This is a genomic window from Elioraea sp. Yellowstone (assembly GCF_006704265.1).
GTDB lineage: Bacteria > Pseudomonadota > Alphaproteobacteria > Acetobacterales > Acetobacteraceae > Elioraea.
In genome coordinates, this window is sequence record NZ_VIKA01000026.1 from 15773 (window position 1) to 32707 (window position 16935).

General features: G+C 70.7%; 17 protein-coding genes. 7 read left to right on the forward strand and 10 right to left on the reverse strand.

Annotated elements, in window-relative coordinates:
* Positions 1–3: 3 nt before the first annotated feature.
* Genes FK498_RS06090 through FK498_RS06100 form a run of 3 tightly spaced genes read right to left on the reverse strand, consistent with a single transcriptional unit; the run spans position 4 to position 2274 of the window.
* Entirely contained in the window at positions 4–684 is a 681-nt protein-coding gene (locus FK498_RS06090) for an amino acid ABC transporter permease (protein ID WP_141852610.1), read from the reverse strand.
* A gap of 10 nt (positions 685–694) precedes the next feature.
* A complete protein-coding gene (locus FK498_RS06095; protein WP_202614768.1) occupies positions 695–1423 on the reverse strand; it encodes an amino acid ABC transporter ATP-binding protein in 729 nt (242 codons plus the stop codon).
* An 11-nt stretch (positions 1424–1434) separates the two neighbouring features.
* Positions 1435–2274: a transporter substrate-binding domain-containing protein gene (locus tag FK498_RS06100; RefSeq protein WP_141852614.1), complete on the reverse strand. Its 840-nt coding sequence runs from the start codon at positions 2272–2274 to the stop codon at positions 1435–1437.
* Positions 2275–2430: 156 nt separating this feature from the next.
* On the opposite strand from FK498_RS06100, the gene FK498_RS06105 reads away from it, so the two are divergent.
* Positions 2431–3453, forward strand: coding sequence for a TAXI family TRAP transporter solute-binding subunit (locus tag FK498_RS06105; RefSeq protein WP_141852619.1), 1023 nt, complete (start codon positions 2431–2433; stop codon positions 3451–3453).
* A gap of 10 nt (positions 3454–3463) precedes the next feature.
* Positions 3464–5512 (forward strand): TRAP transporter permease, encoded by a 2049-nt coding sequence (locus FK498_RS06110; RefSeq protein WP_141852621.1) that lies wholly within the window; start codon positions 3464–3466, stop codon positions 5510–5512.
* Here FK498_RS06110 and mtnA read toward each other — a convergent pair.
* The 3 genes from mtnA to FK498_RS06125 are packed head-to-tail and all read right to left on the reverse strand — an operon-like array spanning position 5494 to position 7536.
* A complete protein-coding gene (gene mtnA / locus FK498_RS06115; protein WP_141852623.1) occupies positions 5494–6588 on the reverse strand; it encodes an S-methyl-5-thioribose-1-phosphate isomerase in 1095 nt (364 codons plus the stop codon). The two genes, FK498_RS06110 and mtnA, sit on opposite strands and share 19 nt — an antisense overlap.
* Complete coding sequence (locus FK498_RS06120) at positions 6588–7067, reverse strand: UPF0262 family protein (RefSeq protein ID WP_202614766.1); 480 nt, start codon at positions 7065–7067, stop codon at positions 6588–6590. The genes mtnA and FK498_RS06120 overlap by 1 nt, the downstream gene beginning before the upstream one ends.
* Positions 7068–7071: 4 nt before the next feature.
* Positions 7072–7536 (reverse strand): DUF983 domain-containing protein, encoded by a 465-nt coding sequence (locus FK498_RS06125; RefSeq protein WP_237560850.1) that lies wholly within the window; start codon positions 7534–7536, stop codon positions 7072–7074.
* Between the two features lie 83 nt (positions 7537–7619).
* Here FK498_RS06125 and FK498_RS06130 point away from each other — a divergent pair, with 83 nt between their 5' ends.
* Positions 7620–8306, forward strand: coding sequence for an aspartate/glutamate racemase family protein (locus FK498_RS06130; RefSeq protein WP_141852626.1), 687 nt, complete (start codon positions 7620–7622; stop codon positions 8304–8306).
* A 14-nt stretch (positions 8307–8320) separates the two neighbouring features.
* Here the strand turns inward: FK498_RS06130 and FK498_RS06135 are convergent, their stop codons facing one another.
* From FK498_RS06135 to FK498_RS06150, 4 genes are read right to left on the reverse strand one after another with little or no spacing between them, the layout of a single operon-like run.
* Positions 8321–9301 (reverse strand): N-carbamoyl-D-amino-acid hydrolase, encoded by a 981-nt coding sequence (locus FK498_RS06135; RefSeq protein ID WP_141852628.1) that lies wholly within the window; start codon positions 9299–9301, stop codon positions 8321–8323.
* Between the two features lie 5 nt (positions 9302–9306).
* On the reverse strand, positions 9307–10272 hold the full coding sequence (locus FK498_RS06140) for an N-carbamoyl-D-amino-acid hydrolase (RefSeq protein WP_141852630.1): 966 nt from the start codon (positions 10270–10272) through the stop codon (positions 9307–9309).
* Positions 10273–10277: 5 nt separating this feature from the next.
* Entirely contained in the window at positions 10278–10733 is a 456-nt protein-coding gene (locus FK498_RS06145; RefSeq protein ID WP_141852632.1) for a heme-binding protein, read from the reverse strand.
* 11 nt (positions 10734–10744) lie between these two features.
* Positions 10745–12115, reverse strand: coding sequence for a dihydroorotase family protein (locus FK498_RS06150; protein ID WP_141852634.1), 1371 nt, complete (start codon positions 12113–12115; stop codon positions 10745–10747).
* Positions 12116–12269: 154 nt separating this feature from the next.
* On the opposite strand from FK498_RS06150, the gene FK498_RS06155 reads away from it, so the two are divergent.
* The 4 genes from FK498_RS06155 to FK498_RS06170 all read left to right on the forward strand — a co-directional run.
* Entirely contained in the window at positions 12270–13934 is a 1665-nt protein-coding gene (locus FK498_RS06155) for an MmgE/PrpD family protein (protein WP_141852636.1), read from the forward strand.
* 22 nt (positions 13935–13956) lie between these two features.
* The gene (locus FK498_RS06160; protein ID WP_141852638.1) at positions 13957–15096 is read left to right on the forward strand and encodes a bifunctional 2-methylcitrate synthase/citrate synthase; all 1140 of its coding nucleotides are present in this window, start codon (positions 13957–13959) and stop codon (positions 15094–15096) included.
* 99 nt (positions 15097–15195) lie between these two features.
* The gene (locus FK498_RS06165; RefSeq protein WP_141852641.1) at positions 15196–16143 is read left to right on the forward strand and encodes a branched-chain amino acid transaminase; all 948 of its coding nucleotides are present in this window, start codon (positions 15196–15198) and stop codon (positions 16141–16143) included.
* A gap of 57 nt (positions 16144–16200) precedes the next feature.
* The coding region (locus FK498_RS06170) for a hypothetical protein (RefSeq protein ID WP_141852643.1) at positions 16201–16935 on the forward strand (735 nt) is incomplete at its 3' end.

The window sequence follows — 16935 nt, forward strand, 5'->3', positions numbered from 1 at the left end:
CGCTCAGCGCTTCCAGGCGAAGCGGGTCTCGACCCAGCGGCCGAACGCGACCACGGGGACGAACAGCACGAGATAGGCGATGGCGCCGAGCGTGAGCGGCGAGGGGTTCGAGGAGAACGACACGCCGGCCGAGGCCTGGGACAGGATCTCGGCCACCGCCACCACGCTGCCGAGGGCCGTACCCTTGGTGATCGCGATCGTGCGGTTGGTGAGCGGCGGGATGGTCAGCCGCACCGCCTGCGGCAGCACCACCCAGCCGAGCGTCTGCGCGAAGCCCATGCCGGTGGAGCGTGCCGCTTCCCACTGTCCCTTCGGCACCGCGAGGATGCCCGCCCAGAAGATCTCCTCCGCGAAGGCGGCGAGCACGAAGGTCAGGCTGAGCCAGGTCGAGACGAAGCCCGAGGGGGCGAGGCCTACCGAGGGGAGGCCGAAATAGATCAGCACGATGATGACGAGCGGCGGGAGCGCGCGGAACAGGTCGACCAGGAACACGATCAGCCAGTTGACGGGCCGGATGCGGAAGCTGCGCACCACCGCGAGCAGCAGGCCGAGCGCCAGCCCGCTCAGCACGATCAGGAGCGCGAGCCAGACGGTCAGGAAGAACCCGTCGATGATCTTCGGCAGGTACGCCGCCATCACCTTCGCGTTGAAGAAGGTGAAGAGGAACTGCTCCCAGTTCGTCATGCCAGCAGGCTCAATGCCGGTCGAGGTCGCGCAGGAAGCCGCGCAGCCGCTCCGCCCTGGGCTCGCCGAAGATCTGCGCGGGCGGTCCTTCCTCGACCACGAGCCCGTGGTCCATGAACAGCACCCGGTCGGCGGCGGCACGCGCGAAGCCCATCTCGTGGCTGACCACCACCATGGTCATGCCGCTTTCGCGCAGTTCGCGCATCACCTTCAGCACGCCGCCGACCAGTTCGGGATCGAGCGCGCTGGTCGGTTCGTCGAACAGCATCACGCGCGGCTCGAGCGCGATCGCGCGCGCGATCGCCACGCGCTGCTGCTGCCCGCCGGAGAGCTCGAGCGGATAGGCGTTCGCCTTCTCGTCCAGCCCGACGCGCCGGAGCGCGGCGTGGGCGATCTCCTCGGCCTCCTCGCGCGACCTGCCGAGCACCCGGCGCAGCGCCAGCGAGACGTTCCCGAGCGCGGTCATGTGCGGATAGAGATTGAAGGACTGGAACACCATGCCGATGCGCCGGCGCGCGGCGTTGATGTCCGTGCGCCGGTCAAGGAGATCGATCCCGTCCACCACGACGCTGCCCGAGGAGGGCTCCTCGAGGCGGTTGCAGCAGCGCAAGAGCGTCGATTTGCCGCTGCCCGAGGGGCCGATGATGAAGACGAGTTCGCGCGGGGCGACCACGAGATCCACCCCCTTCAGCACGTGAAGGTGGCCGAAATGCTTGTGGATCCCGCGCGCCTCGAGGATCGCTCCGCCGCTCAGCATCCGCGTCCGTGCGGCGTCGGATCATGGCCGGGCAGCCCCGGCACGCCCTTGCCCGGGAACGGCGTGTTCTCGGCATCGTCGGCGCCGGGCTTCAGGCCGAACCACTTCTCCGAGAGCCGCGCGATGGTGCCGTCCTTCTTCAGGCATTCGATCGCCCAGTCGAGCTGGTCGCGCAACTCGGTGCTGCCGCGCGGCAGCGGCGCCGCCCAGTGGGCGCGGGTCTCCTTCAGGACAAAATCCGGAACGAACTGCGGGTTGCGCGTGGCCGCGAACTTGACGACCGTGTTGCCGGCGAGGTTGGCGTAGGCGCGGCCGGCGAGCACGGCCTGCACCGCATCGGTGTTGGTGTCGTAGGCCTGCACCGTGAAGCCGTAACGGGCGGCGTTTGCCTGCGCCCAGGAATCGTAGGCGCTGCCCTTGTTCACCGCGATCGTCTTGCCGCGCAGGTCGTCCAGCGAGGAGATGGGCGTCGAACCGCGGCGGATGCCGAACTGGAACTCGGTGAAGATGTAGCCTTCTGTGAACAGCATGTTCTCGGCGCGCTCACGCGTCGCGGTCGTCGGCGCGCAGAGGAAGTCGTAGCGGCCGGCGTTCATCGCCGCGATCAGCCCTGCGAAGGACGCGCTGTCGATCGTCAGCTCGCGCCCCAGCTTCCGCGCGATCGCCTGGAACAGATCGACATTGAACCCCTCGACGCCGCCGCCGAGCTTCGGCATCGCGTGCGGCGCGAAGGTGCCGTCCACCGCGCAGCGCAGCGGCGGCTGGCCTTGCGCGAAGGCCGGCGCGGCCGAAAGCGCGAGCAGCCCGGCCAGGGCGAGAGCGCATCTGTGCATCATCAAGTCCCCCATCCGACATGTTGCATCGCCTCCGCCGCGATCGCGGCGAGGCGCGACGTGCGCGGCCGCGACCGGCCGCGCCCGGTTGATCCTGACCTGTCCGGGGTCTAGCGTGAAGACGTCAATCACCGGAACACGCCAGGGGGATGCTTCATGACCACGCTTCGTCGCAGCCTGTTGGCGGCGGTCGCCGCCGCCGGCCTTGCCGCCTCCGCCGCCTCGGCCCAGGCGCCGCAGTTCTTCCGCATCGGCACCGGCAGCGCGGGCGGCACGTACTATCCGATCGGCGGCATCATCGCCAACGCCATCTCCTGCCCGCCCGGCTCGCGCTGCCGCGCGACCGGCGATGGCGGCGGCACCGACGGCGTGCCGGGCCTGGTCGCGGTCGCGCAGGCGACCCAGGGCAGCGTGCAGAACGTCAATCTCATCCAATCCGGCAACGCGGAGAGCGGCTTCGTGCAGTCCGACGTGACGCACTGGTCCTACACCGCGACCGGCCTGTTCGAGGGCCGGCCGAAGCTCGACCGGCTGCGCTTCATCGCGCATCTGTTCCCCGAGCACATCCATGCGGTGGTGCGCAAGGACAGCCCGATCCGGAGCTTCGAGGATCTGCGCGGCAAGCGGATCGCGATCGGCCTGCAGGCCTCCGGCGCGCGCATCGGCAGCGAGCTGATCCTCGCCGCCTACGGCCTGCAGCCGAACCGCGACTACACGCCCGAATACCTGAACCAGGCGCAGGGCACCGAGCGGATGCAGGACCGCGGGCTGGACGCGACCATGACCGTGGTCGGCTATCCGGCCGCCGCCTTCTCCGAGTTCTGCGCGCGCACCGGCTGCCGCATCCTGCCGGTCACCGACGAGGCGGCGAAGCGCGTGATCGAGCGCGCGCCGTTCTACGCCCAGGGCGTGATCCCGAAGGCCGCCTATGAGGGGCTCGATGCCGACACGCCGACGCTCACCGTCGGCGCGCTCTGGCTGGTGCGCGACAGCGTGCCCGAGGATCTGGTCTACGGCATCACCCGCGCCCTCTGGTCCGAGACGACCCGCGCCCTGCTGGACGGCGGCCATGCCAAGGGGCGCGAGATCGTGCGCGAGCGCGCGCTGCTCGGCCGCGGCGTGGTGCCGTTCCATCCTGGCGCCGAGAAGTTCTACCGCGAGGCCGGGATGCTGAACTGATCCCGCTCGCATGACCGTCCCGGCGGAGGGCGGCGCGCCGGCGCGCCGCCTCGATCCCGAGCGTGCGGCGGAACTCGAGCGGACCTACGACAGCGAGCTCCAGTTCCGCGCGCTCGACGGGCCGGCGAGGTGGTTCGTCTCGGCCGCACTCGTCGTGTTGTCGGTCTTCCACTACTACACCGCCGGCTTCGGCATCGTCACCGAGCACTGGCACAAGTCGATCCATCTCGCCGCGGTGCTCGGCATCATCTTCCTGGTGTTCCCCGGCCCCTCGCGAGCCTTCGCCGGCCGCCTCGGCGGCGTGCCCCTGGTCGACTGGGGGCTCGCCGCGGCGGTCGCCGCCGCCGCGCTCTACCTCCCGCTGGTGTTCGACGACCTGACCTTCCGCATCGGCGCGCCCAACACCGCCGACGTCGCGATGGGCAGCCTCATGGTGGCGCTGACGCTGGAGGCGGCACGCCGCGCCATGGGGCCGATCCTGCCCGGAATCGTCGTCGTCTTCATCCTCTACGCCCTGTTCGGCGACAGGATCGACGGCGTGCTCAGCCATCCCGGCAACGACTGGGAGGGGCTGATCAACCACGTCTACCTGACGCAGGAGGGGATCTTCGGCATCCCGGCGAAGGTCGTCTCGACCTTCGTCTTCCACTTCGTGCTGTTCGGCGTGATCGCCACGCGCATGGGGCTCGGCCAGTTCTTCATCGACCTCGCCGCGATCGTCGCGGGGCGATATCCGGGCGGGCCGGCCAAGGTGGCGGTCGTGTCCTCGGCGCTGTTCGGTTCGATCTCCGGCTCGTCGATCGCGAACACGGTCACCACGGGCTCGCTCACGATCCCGGCGATGAAGAAGATCGGCTACCGGCCGCATTTCGCGGGGGCGGTGGAGGCGGCGGCAAGCGCGGGCGGGCAGATCACGCCGCCGATCATGGGCGCGGCGGCGTTCGTGATGATCGAGTTCCTCGAGATCCCGCTCACCACGCTGCTGGCGGCGGCGGCGGTGCCGGCGCTGATGCACTTCCTCGGCGTGTTCGTGCAGGTGCATTTCGAGGCCAAGCGCCTCGGTCTGCGCGGCATGGAACCCGAGGACCTGCCGCGGCTCGGTCACACCGTCGCGCGCGGCTGGCCGACCGTCATTCCGCTGGTGATCCTGGTCTGGACGATCGTCGCCGGCTACACGCCCTATCTCGCCGCCTTCCACGGCATCACCGCCTGCATCGTCGTGGGCTTCCTCAACCCGCGCAACCGGCTGACCCTCCGCGACCTCTGGCATGGCTTCGAGACGGGGGCGCGATACGCGCTCGCGGTCGGCGCGGCGGCGGCTGCGGTCGGCATCGTGGTCGGCGTCATCACGCTGACCGGCGCGGGGTTCCGCGTCGGCTTCATCGTCACCCAGGCGGCGCAGCGTCTGGCGGAGCACTTCGTGCCGCTGATGGCGCTGCTGCCCGATGGCATCCTGACGCCGCAGGGGCTGACGCTGTTCCTGACGCTGCTGTTCGTGGCGCTGGTCTGCGTGGCGATGGGGGCGGGGATTCCGACCACGGCACTCTACATCGTGCTCGCGGCGATGGCCGCGCCGGCGGTGACCGGGCTCGGCGTGCCGCCGCTCGCCGCGCATCTCTTCATCCTCTACTACGGCATCCTCGCCGACCTGACGCCGCCGGTCTGCGTCGCGGCCTACGCGGCCGCCGGCATCGCCGGATCGAACCCGTTCCGCACCGGGCTCACCGCGTTCCGGCTCGGGCTCGGCAAGGCGCTGGTGCCGTTCGTGTTCGCCTATGCGCCGGTGATGCTGATCGTGCTGCCGGGCTTCGGCCTGGGCGAGTTCCTCCTGGTGACGCTGAGCTGTGCGGCCGGCGTCGCCGCGCTCGGCATCGCCATGACGGGGTTCCTGTTCGCGCCCCTGTCCTGGCCGGCGCGGCTGCCGCTGATCGCGGCGAGCCTGCTCATGATCTCGCCGTCGCTGAACGCGACGCTGATCGGGCTTGCCCTGGTCGCGCCGGTTGCGCTGCTGAACTGGATCGCCGCACGCCGGCGGTCGGTTCAGGCCCTCTCGGGATAGAGTCCCAGAAGCCCGGCCTCGCTCGCCGCGCAGCGGCCGCGCTCGGTGATCAGCCCTGTGACGAGCCGCGCGGGGGTGACGTCGAAGGCCGGGTTGCCGGCAGCGCTGCCGGGATTGGCCACGCGCACGCGCGTCACCGTGCCGTCGGGGCCGAGGCCGGTGATCTCCGTCACCTCCTCGGCGCCGCGCTCCTCGATCGGGATCCCGGCGAGGCCGTCGCGCACCCGCCAGTCGATCGTCGAGTGCGGCAGCGCGACCCAGAACGGCACGCCGTTGTCCCGCGCGGCAAGCGCCTTGAGATAGGTGCCGATCTTGTTCGCGACATCGCCGGTGCGCGTCACCCGGTCGGTGCCGACGATCACGATGTCCACCTGGCCGCGTTGCATCAGGTGTCCCCCGGCATTGTCGGCGATGATCGTGTGGGGGACGCCGTGATTGCCGAGTTCGAACGCCGTCAGCGCCGCCCCCTGGTTGCGCGGCCGCGTCTCGTCCACCCACACATGCACCGGAAGGCCGGCGTCGTGCGCCGCGTAGATCGGCGCGGTCGCCGTGCCCCAGTCCACCGTCGCGAGCCACCCGGCGTTGCAATGCGTCAGCACGTTGACGCGCTCGCCCCGCCGCTTGCGCGCGGCGATCTCCTCGAGGAGCGGCAGGCCGTGCCGGCCGATCGCGGCGTTGGTCGCGACGTCGTCGTCGCAGATCGCCCCGGCCTCCGCCCAGGCGATGGCGGCCCGCGCGGCGTGCGGCCGGTTCCGCACGGCATCGCGCACGCGATCGAGTGCCCAGCGCAGATTGACCGCGGTCGGACGCGTCGCCGCCAGCATCGCGTGCGCCGCCTCGAGCCCGCCATCGGACGGATCCGCGCGCAGCGCGAGCGCGAGCCCGTAGGCGCCCACCCCGCCGATCAGCGGCGCGCCGCGCACCTGCATCGTGCGGATGGCATGCGCGGCCGCGGCGGCGCTGTCGATCGTGATCCACACCGTGCGCCAGGGCAGCAGCGTCTGGTCGAGCACCGCGATCGCGCTGCCGTCCTCTGACGGGCGGATGCTGCGCGTCTCCTCTCCGTCGAGCCTCATCAGTGGGTCAGCCTCTGGTGCAGGACGCAGATCAGCGTGAAGAGCCGGCGCGCGGTGTCGAAGTCGATGTCGATCTTGCCGTCGAGCCGGCGCAGGAGCAGTTCCGCCCCCTCGTTGTGCAGCCCGCGCCGTCCCATGTCGATCGCCTGGATGCGCGCCTGCTGACCGTCCGCGACCGCGGCGTGATGCGCGCCGACCAGCATCAGGTAGTCCTTGATCAGGCCGCGGAACGGTCCCATCGCCAGGATCACCGCGCCGATCGGGCTGCCGTCGGCGCGGCGGATGTCGAACACGAGCCGCCCCCCGTTCAAGCCGAGATGCAGCGTATACGGCCCCTCGGGCGCGCCCTTGGGGATGAACCGGTTCTCGTGCAGGAGATCCGCGATCGCGCTGTTCCGGTCGGCCTCCAGTTCGGCCGAGGGGCGGGTCAGCGCCTCCGCCTCGAGCACGATCTCGCCGATCCGGCTGCGCTGCGCCACGCCTTCACCCGTCGCGCCGCGGATCGCCTTCCCGCCCCGTGATGCCGAAGCGCATCATCAGCCCGACGGTGGCGCCCTTGATCGGGCGCAAGAGCAGCAGCGCCAGCAGCAGCGTCGTCGGCAGGAACACCGCCGCCATCCCCCAGGGCGACCACGCGCCGCTGCGTTCCGCCAGCAGCATGAGCGGGATCACGAGATGGCCGACGATGAAGATGGTGAAATAGGGAGGGGCGTCGTCGGCGCGGATCGCGCCCAGCGGCGCGCCGCAGGCGTCGCAGCGTTCGGCCAGCCGCAGATAGCCGCGGAACAGCCTGCCCTGTCCGCAGGCCGGGCAGCGGTTGCCGGCGCCGCGAGCGAGCGCGCCCCAGAAGGACGGCGTCGGCCAAGCGGCGATGTCGGTGCGGTGCGGGAGCGGATGGGCCGACATAACTTTATATAAGGAGTGCGCGGCGGGCTTGTTGCATCGCACCAAATTGGTCCGCGGCATCGCATGGATCAAGGGAAAAGCGCCAGGGCTTGGCCTCTCGGGGGGGCCGGACCAGGATGGGCGGCATGACGCGGCGGATCCTCTTCATCAACCCGAACAGCAACGCCCGCTGCGGCGAGGGGATCGCGCGCGCGCTCGACCCCTTCCGCGCTCCGGGCCTACCCGCCTTCGACGTCGTCACGTTGCCCGACGGGCCGCCGGCGATCGTCTCCTGGTCGGACTGGTACGCGGCCACCGGGCCGATCCTCGCGACGATCCGCCGCGAGGACGACCGGACCGATCTGTTCGCGATCGCCTGCGCCTCGGACCCCGCCCTGCCGGCCGCGCGGGAGGCCACGCGCAGGCCGGTGATCGGCATCTTCGCCGCCGCGGTGGCGCAGGCCCTGACGCTCGCCGAGCGCTTCGGCGTGATCGCGCTCGCCACCGCGAGCATCGCGCGCCATGCGCTGGCGCTCCGCCAGATGGGCACCGAGGCGCGGCTTGCGGCCGAGATCGCGATGGACGTGGACATGGACACGCTGCTCGACCCGCAGGCGACGCGCGCGGCAATGCAACGGACGGCGCGCGACCTCGTCGCCCGCGGGGCGCGGACGGTGATCCTCGGCTGCGCGGGCATGGCGCACCACCGCGCGGCGGTGGAGGATGCCGCCGGCGTGCCGGTGATCGAGCCGTGCCAGGCGGCGGCCGGAGCGGCGCTGTCTGTTCTTCTTGCGGGGGGCGCCGCCCCCCGCGCTCCCCGCCAGGGGCCGTAAGGCTCCTGGCCCCCTCAGACCACCGGCGGCTCCACCGCGCCGACCTGCGCGGTGATGCGCGTGTAGTGTTCCGGGCGGCGATGGGCGGCGAAGTTGAAGATGCTCGTCCGGCCGAGCCGGCACATCTCGAGATCGCAGTCGTAGGTGACGAGCTGGTCCTCCCAGGTGTCCGCCATCGCGACGATCTCGCCCTGCGGGTTGACGATGATCGAGTGGCCGAACAGCTCCGCGCCGTCCTCGATCCCGGCCTTCGCTACGGCAACACCCCAGCAGGCGTTCTGGTAGCAGCCCGCCTGCACGGAGAGATGGCTGTGGAAGACGCGCAGGTGATGGGCTTCCCAGCCCTTGGCCTCCTGGTTGATGGAGGGCGTGTTGTAGCCGAGCATGACGAGTTCGACCGACTGCAGCCCCATCACCCGCCATGCCTCGGGCCAGCGCCGGTCGTTGCAGATCATCAGCCCCATGTTGATGCCCTCGTCGCGCCGTCCCATCGGCGTGCGCACGACCGGGAAGCCCAGGTTGCCCACCTCGAAATAGCGCTTCTCCAGGTGCTGCACCTTGCGCGCCGGATCGAACTCGGCATGGCCGGGCAGGTGCACCTTGCGGTACTTCAGCACGATCCTGCCGTCCGGGTTCACCAGGATCGCGGTATTGAAGCGCCGCTTGCGCACCTGGCCGGTCTCGTCCGGCTCGTGGGCAAGCTCGGCATAGCCGAGGTGGAAGCCCATGCGGTAGCGGCGTGCGGCCTCGAACAGCGGCGCCGTCTCGTTCGAGGGCATCGCCGTCTCGTACCAGTGGTCCGCCTCGTCGAGGTTCTCGACGTAGTGGCGCGGGAAGAAGGTGGTCAGCGCCAGTTCGGGAAAGACGATCAGCTCGACTCCCCGCCGCTCGCCCTCCGCCATCAGCGCCAGCATCCGCTCGACCGCCACCTTGCGGCTGTCCGACTTCTGGATGGCGCCGAGCTGCGCCGCGCCGACCGTGATCCGTCGTGCCATCGTCCTCATCCCTCCTCGCGCGGCGGCACCACGCCGACCTGCTCGACGATCCGCCGGTAGTGCTGCGGCCGCCGGTGGGCCGCGAAGTCGAACATCTTGGTCTTGCCCTGCGCGCAGGCGTCGAGGTCGCAGTCCGCGACCAGCACCTCGTCGCCGAGCGTCTTCGCCTGGGCGACGATCAGCCCGTTCGGATCGACGATGCAGGACCCGCCGATCAGCCCGGCGCCGTCCTCCACCCCCGCCTTGGCCACCGCCACCGCCCAGCACGCGTTCATGTAGGCATTCGCCTGCACGACGAGCGTCGAGTGGAAGGTGCGCAGCTCCGCGCTCTCGCCCTCGCCGCCGTTCGGGTCGTAGGCGGCGGAGTTGTAGCCGATGAGAACCATCTCCACCCCTTGCAGCGCGAGGCAGCGCCAGGCCTCGGGCCAGCGGCGATCGTTGCAGATCAGCATGCCGATGATGCCGCCGAAGGCGCGGAACGCCGGGAAGCCGAGATCGCCATAGGCGAAGTAGCGCTTCTCCAGCTGCTGGTAGGTCTGTCCGGGTTTCACCTGCTCCGAGCCCGGCAGGTGCACCTTGCGGTACTTGCCGAGGATCGTGCCGTCCTTGCCCACCAGGATCGCGGTGTTGTAGCCGCGCCGGCGCACGGCCCCGTCCTCGAAGGCGGCACGGTCGAGTTCGGCGTAGCCGAGGGAGAGGCCGACGCCGAGCGCCTTCGCCCGGTCGAACAGGGGCTGCACGTTCGGGTTCGGCATCGCCGGCTCGAAGTGGGAGAGAAGCTCCGCCTCGTCCTCGATCGGCCAGCGCGGGAAGAAGGTGGTGAAGGGAAGCTCGGGGAACACCGCGAGCTCCGCCCCCCGCTCGGCGGCCCGCTCCAGCAGCGCGATCATCCGCCCGAGCGTGTGCGCGCGGCTGTCGGCGCGCTGCACCGGGCCCATCTGGCAGGCGGCGATGCGGACGATCCGGGCCATCGCCCTCACCCGGCCTGCGGCGTCAGTCCGGCCGCGATGATGCCCGCGACCGCGGCGGCCTCGTCCTTGTCCGAGGTGTCGCCGCTGATGCCGACGGCGCCGATCGCGCGTCCGCCCTCCATCACCAGCACGCCGCCGGCCACGGGCACGAACGCGCCCCCCGTCGCCGCCGCAGCGGCATTCAAGAACGCGAGCCGCTCCGCGTTGCGCGCGCCGATCTCGCGCGAGGGCAGGCCCAGGCCGAGGGCGGCGAGCGCCTTGCCCATGGCGATCGCGAAGCGGGCGAGGCCCGCGCCGTCCTCGCGCTTGCAGGCGACGAGCTGGCCGCCGGCATCGACCACCACGACCACGAGCGGCGCGCAGCCCGCCTCGCGCCCCGCGGCCAGCGCCGCATCGACGATGCGCGATGCCGCCGCGAGCGTCATCGCCGAGTGCACGGGATAGGCCGTCGGATGGGCCATGGCGCGCTCCCTCAGACCGTCTGCCGCTTCACGAAGGCGCCGTCGCCCGGCCTGTTCAGCACCGACGCGCCATCCCAGATCTGTCGCCCGCGCAGATAGGTCGCGGCCACGCGCGCCTTCATGGCGCGGCCGTGATAGGGGCTCCAGCGGCACTCGGGCCGGTCGACGATCGAGGCCTCGTCGAAGGTGAAGTCGCCGCGCTCCATCACGCAGAGATCGGCGTCCGCGCCGACCGCGATCCGCCCCTTCTTCGGCAGAAGGCCGTGGTAGCGCGCGGGTTCCTCGGCGCAGTACCTCGCCATCAGGGTGAGCGGCAGCCCGCGCTCGGCGAGCAGGGAGACCATCAGGGGCGCGAAGGACTGCAGCCCCGTGAGCCCCGCCCCGCACTTGAAGATGTCCTCGTCGAGCTTCCTGTCGATCGGCCAGGGTGCGTGGTCGGTCGAGACATAGGCGACCTTGCCGGAAACGAGCCGGTCCCACATCCGCTCCACCTCCTCGGCGGTGCGGAAGGGCGGGTTGCACTTGCCCTTGCCCTTGAGCCGGACGATGTCGTCCTCGGTCATGCAGAGGTACTGGATGCAGGCCTCGCCCGAGGCACGCATGCCGAAGCCGCGATAGGTCTCGGCGAGGTCGAAGCCGCGCGCGAGCGACGAATGCGCGATGTGGACATGCGCGCCAGTGGCGAGCCCGATCTCGAAGATCGTCACATTGGCCAGGTTCTCGCAGAGCGGCGGGCGCGTGCGGCAGTGCATGATCGGATCGGTCCGGCCGCTCGCCTGTGCCGCCGCGGTGAGCCCGACCACGATCTCCTGGTCCTCGTTGTGCAGCGCCACCATCAGTCCGGTCTCGGCGATCAGCGCGAAGGCGCGCTCCATCTCCAGATGGTCGATGCGGGGGAAGCGCGTGGCGTCGTACTCGTAGGTGGAGAGCTTGAACGAGGCCGCGCCGGCCTCGGCCAGCGCCTTGATGTGCTGCGTGCCGCCGGTCTTCAGGATCGTGCCGTAGAGGGCGACATCGACATGCGCGGTGCGCTCGACGACCTCGACCTTGGCCGCGAACAGACCGGCATCGGTCACGGGCTTCGGGATGTCGTAGGGCATGTCCACCACGGTGGTGACGCCGCCGGCGGCGGCCGAGCGGGTCGCGTGCTCGATCCCGCCCCAGCCCATCGCCGAGGAGGTGTGCATGTGCCCGTCCACCAGCCCCGGGAAGACCAGCATCCCGCGGTGGTCGGACACCGTCACCGCGGGCGGCGGCGGGCCCGCGCCGATCGCGGCGATGCGCCCGTCACGCACGGCGACGAAGCCGTCGCGCAGGATCGTCTCGCTGGTGACGAGATCGCCCAGCACCACGCGGTCGAAGGGCGGCGGCAGGTCGGTCATGGATCGTGATGTCTCCGGCGTCGGTCGGGCAGCGTCTTGCGCCCCTCTCGGGGGCAGGTCTAGGTATCCGCCCGCCAGTCAAGACCGCGCGGCGGCTGCGATCAACCCGTCCCGACCGCTGCGCCCGAGCCCTCCCAACGAACGGGGATCCCGCATGAAGCTCCATTCCGTCCGCGTCCATCCCTCCAAGGCGCTGCTGCCGCGCGAGGAGCAGCTCGCCTGGAAGATCGCCGGGGTCGCCGTGGACAAGGTCGCGGTCCAGAAGGACGTGGCCGAGATGATCATCAACCGCATCATCGACAACGCCGCCGTCGCGATCGCCGCGATCAACCGCCGCCCGGTGGTCTCGGCGCGGATGATGGCGCTTGCGCATCCGCGCAAGGGAGGGGCCAGCCTGTTCGGCCTGCCGGCCGCGCGCACGGTCAGCCCGGAATGGGCCGCCTGGGCGAACGGCACGGCGGTGCGCGAGCTCGACTTCCATGACACCTTCCTCGCCGCCGACTACTCGCACCCGGGCGACAACATCCCGCCCCTGCTGGCGGTCGCCCAGACGGTCGGCAAGTCGGGCAAGGACCTGATCCGCGGCTTGGCCACGGCCTACGAGATCCACATCGATCTGGTGAAGGGGATCTGCCTGCACCGGCACAAGATCGACCACATCGCCCATCTCTGCCCGGCCGCCGCCGCCGGCATCGGCACGCTGCTCGGCCTGAAGCAGGAGGTGATCTACCAGGCGGTGAACCAGGCGGTGCATGTCAGCTTCTCGACGCGCCAGAGCCGCAAGGGCGAAATCAGCTCCTGGAAGGCGTTCGCGCCGGCTCATGCCGGCAAGCTCGCGATCGAGGCGGTCGATCGCGCGATGCGCGGCGAGGGGGCGCCCAACCCGATCTACGAGGGCGAGGACAGCGTGATCGCCTGGATGCTCGCGGGGCGCGAGAACAAGGACCATGAGTATCTCGTGCCGCTGCCGGAGAAGGGCGAGCCGAAGCGCGCGATCCTGGAGAGCTACACCAAGGAGCACTCGGCCGAGTACCAGAGCCAGGCGCTGATCGACCTCGCCTTCCGCATGCGCGAGAGGATCGCCGACTTCGAGGCGATCGAGCGCATCCTGATCCACACCAGCCACCACACCCACACCGTGATCGGCACCGGCGCCAACGACCCGCAGAAGATGGACCCCAAGGCCTCGCGCGAGACGCTCGACCACTCGATCATGTACATCTTCGCCGTCGCGCTCCAGGACGGGCGCTGGCACCATGTGGACAGCTACACCCCGCGTCGGGCGCAGCGGCCCGACACGGTGCGGCTCTGGCACAAGATCGAGACCACCGAGGATCCGGAGTGGACGCGCCGCTACCACTCCGAGGATCCGAACGAGAAGGCGTTCGGCGGGCGGGTGCAGATCTTCCTGAAGGACGGCACGGTGATCGAGGACGAGCTCGCGGTCGCCAACGCCCACTCGCTCGGCGCGCGGCCGTTCCAGCGCCCCGACTACATCCGCAAGTTCCAGACCCTCACCGAGGGGATCATCTCGGTGCGCGAGGCGAACCGCTTCCTCGAGGCGGTGCAGGACCTCGCCGCGCTGCCGGCGGGTCGTCTCGGCGCGCTGAACGTCGCCCTGCCGGCCGGCCGGGTGACGCTCGCGCCGGTGCGGGGGATCTTCGATGCACCCGTCCGCTCGGCCGAGCCGGCTGCCACGCGCCGCATCCAGCGCCGCGGCGAGGAGAAGGCGCGCACCAGGACGATCAAGAAGGCGCGACGGGTGAAGACGATCGCTCAGGGCAGGAAGGCTCCGTCCGCCCGCCGTCCCCGCGCCTGAGCCAGCCGGAGGGAGCCCGATCATGAACGACACCGCCGCCGCGCCGCAGGTCTTCAAGGGCCTCGTCGGCGTGCATGCCGACGTCACCGCCGTCTCCAAGGTGATGCCGGAGACGAACTCGCTCACCTATCGCGGCTACGCCGTGCAGGAGCTCGCGGAGCAGTGCCGCTTCGAGGAGGTGGCCTATCTGCTGCTGAACGGCGAGCTGCCGAACCGCCGCCAGCTCAACGCCTTCGAGAAGGAGGAGCGGGCGAACCGCAAGATCAGCAAGGTGCTGATCCGTGCGATCGAGTCCTTCCCGCGCAAGACCCACCCGATGGACGCGACCCGTACCGCGGTGAGCTTCCTCGGTCTCGAGGACCCGGAGGCGCAGGACGTCTCGGAGGCGGCGACGCGGCGCAAGGCGATGCGGCTCTATGCCAAGATCCCGACCGCGATCGCCGCGATCGCCCGGCTGCGCAAGGGGCTGAGGCCGATCCAGCCCAAGCCCGAGCTCGGCTTCTCCGAGAACATCTTCCACATGTTCTTCGGCAAGGTGCCGGAGCCGGAGATCGTGAAGGCCTTCGACGTCTCGATGACGCTCTACGCCGAGCACTCCTTCAACGCCTCGACCTTCGCCGCCCGCGTGGTCGCCTCCACCGGCGCCGACCTGCATGCCGCCGTCACCGCCGGCATCGCCGCGCTGAAGGGTCCGCTGCATGGCGGCGCCAACGAGGCGGTCATGCACATGCTGAAGGAGATCGGCACGCCCGCGAAGGCCAGGGGGTGGATCGACGACAAGCTCGAGCACCGTGCCCTGGTGATGGGCTTCGGCCACAGGGTGTACCGGTCGGGCGATTCCCGCGTGCCGACGATGAGCAAGTACCGCGACATCGTCGCCGGGCTGCGCGGCGGGCAGAAGTGGATCGAGATCAGCCGCATCCTCGCCGAGGAGATGCTGGCCAAGAAGAACATCCACCCCAACCTCGATTTCCCGGCTGGGCCCACCTACTACCTGATGGGATTCGACATCCCCATGTTCACCCCCCTGTTCGTCGCCAGCCGCATCACCGGCTGGTCGGCGCATGTGCTGGAGCAGATCGCCGACAACCGGCTGATCCGCCCGCTCTCGCACTACGTGGGCGTCGACCAGCGTCCGGTGCCGCCGATCAAGGCGCGGTGAAACGTTCCGTCCGCCGCAGGGCAGGGGCGCGGGCCGCAGGGCTCGCGCCCCTTCCGCATCTGGCCTAGCGTCGTCCGGTCCGACCGGAGGAGGAATGCCATGGCCGACACCCATCCCCGCTTCGCTTGGTTCGACGGCCGGCTGGTGCCATGGGAGGAGGCGCGCATCCACGTCTACTCGCCGGCCGTGAAGTACGGCACGGGCGTGTTCGAGGGGCTGCGCGGCTACTGGAACGAGGCCGAGCGCGAGATGTACGTGTTCCGCCTGCGCGAGCACCTCGAACGGCTGGCCTTCGGGATCAAGGTGATGCGCTTCGACGTCATCCCCGACCTCGCGGCGCTCGAGCGCGCCGTGCTCGAGGTGGTGCGCGCCAACGGCTTCCGCGAGGGCGTGCATATCCGCCTCTCGGCGCTGCTGGACGGCACGGGCGAGATGCACGCGGTCGGGCCGGTGCTGTTCGCCTGCACGGCGAATACCCGCCCCCCGACCAGGGCGCTGAGCGAGGGGCTGGCCGCCGGCGTCGTGTCCTGGCGTCGGCCGGAGGACGCGGCGATGCCGATGCGCGTCAAGGCGAACGCGAACTACCAGAACGGCCGGCTCGCCGTGCACGAGGCGAAGGCGAACGGCTACGGCGCCGGCATCCTGCTGAACTCCGCCGGCAAGGTCGCCGAGGGGCCCGGCATGTGCCTGTTCATGGTGCGTGGCGGGGTCGCCGTGACGCCGTCGATCACCAGCGGCATCCTCGAGAGCATCACCCGCGACGCGGTGATCCGCCTGCTGCGCGAGGAGCTCGGCGTGACGGTGGAGGAGCGCGAGGTCGACCGCAGCGAACTCTATGCGGCGGACGAGGTGTTCTTCTGCGGCACCGCCTGGGAGGTGACGCCGGTGACCTCGGTCGACCGCCTGCCGGTCGGTGACGGCGCGGTGGGCGCGCTGACGCGCCGTCTGCAGTCGCTCTACTTCGCGGTCGCGAAGGGCGAGAGCGCGCTCCACCCCGAATGGCGCACGCCGGTCTACGCGACGGCGTCGGCGCGCGCGGCGGAGTGATCCGCGCGCGGTGCCGCGGTGCCGCGGTGCCGCGGCGCCGCCGATGCATCCTGCGGTGTGTCGTTCGCGATCGACGCGCATGAAAATCGTGCGCGTCGATTGCTTTTTGTTGACAGCACTGCGCACGACTCGCATAGCGTGATGTTGCGGATGCAGATGCAATCCGATTCGCGCACGCGATCGCTGCATCTGGAGTGTCCGCGAGAGGGAAGGACGGTCCATGGACCGCACGCACGCCGAAGCCACTCCGGTGGTCGAGGCATCCCGGGCAAGCGAGATGCGGGCGATCGGTTCCCGGCGATGGCGCGTTGCGCCACCGTCCGCCGCCGCGCGCTCCCGCGCGACCGGGCTCCGCATGCCGGGCGGCCTCTCGTCGCCGCCGCGGCCCAGCCGCGGCTTGCGGGGAAGTGCCTGCGCGAAAGGACCCGCATCAGGAAGGAGTTTGTGCACGTGTCCATGACCAAGGACGTGCCGGCGGCGGTCGAGGCCATCCGCGCGGCGCGCGAGGCGAATGCGGAGGCCGCGGAGACCCGCGCGCAGCCGATGGCGATGCGGGCGGCGACCAAGAAGGCGCCCGCGAAGAGGAAGCCTGCGGCACGCAAGGCGACGGCGAAGAAGCCGGCGACGAGGAAGGCCGCGCCGAAGCGCGCGACGGCGGCCAAGAAGGCCGCGCCGAAGCGCACCGCGGCGAAGAAGCCGGCGACGCGTCGGGCTGCCGCGGCGAAGAAGCCCGCCGCCCGCAAGACCGCGACGCGCAAGACGGCGGCGAAGAAGCCGGCGACGCGTCGGGCT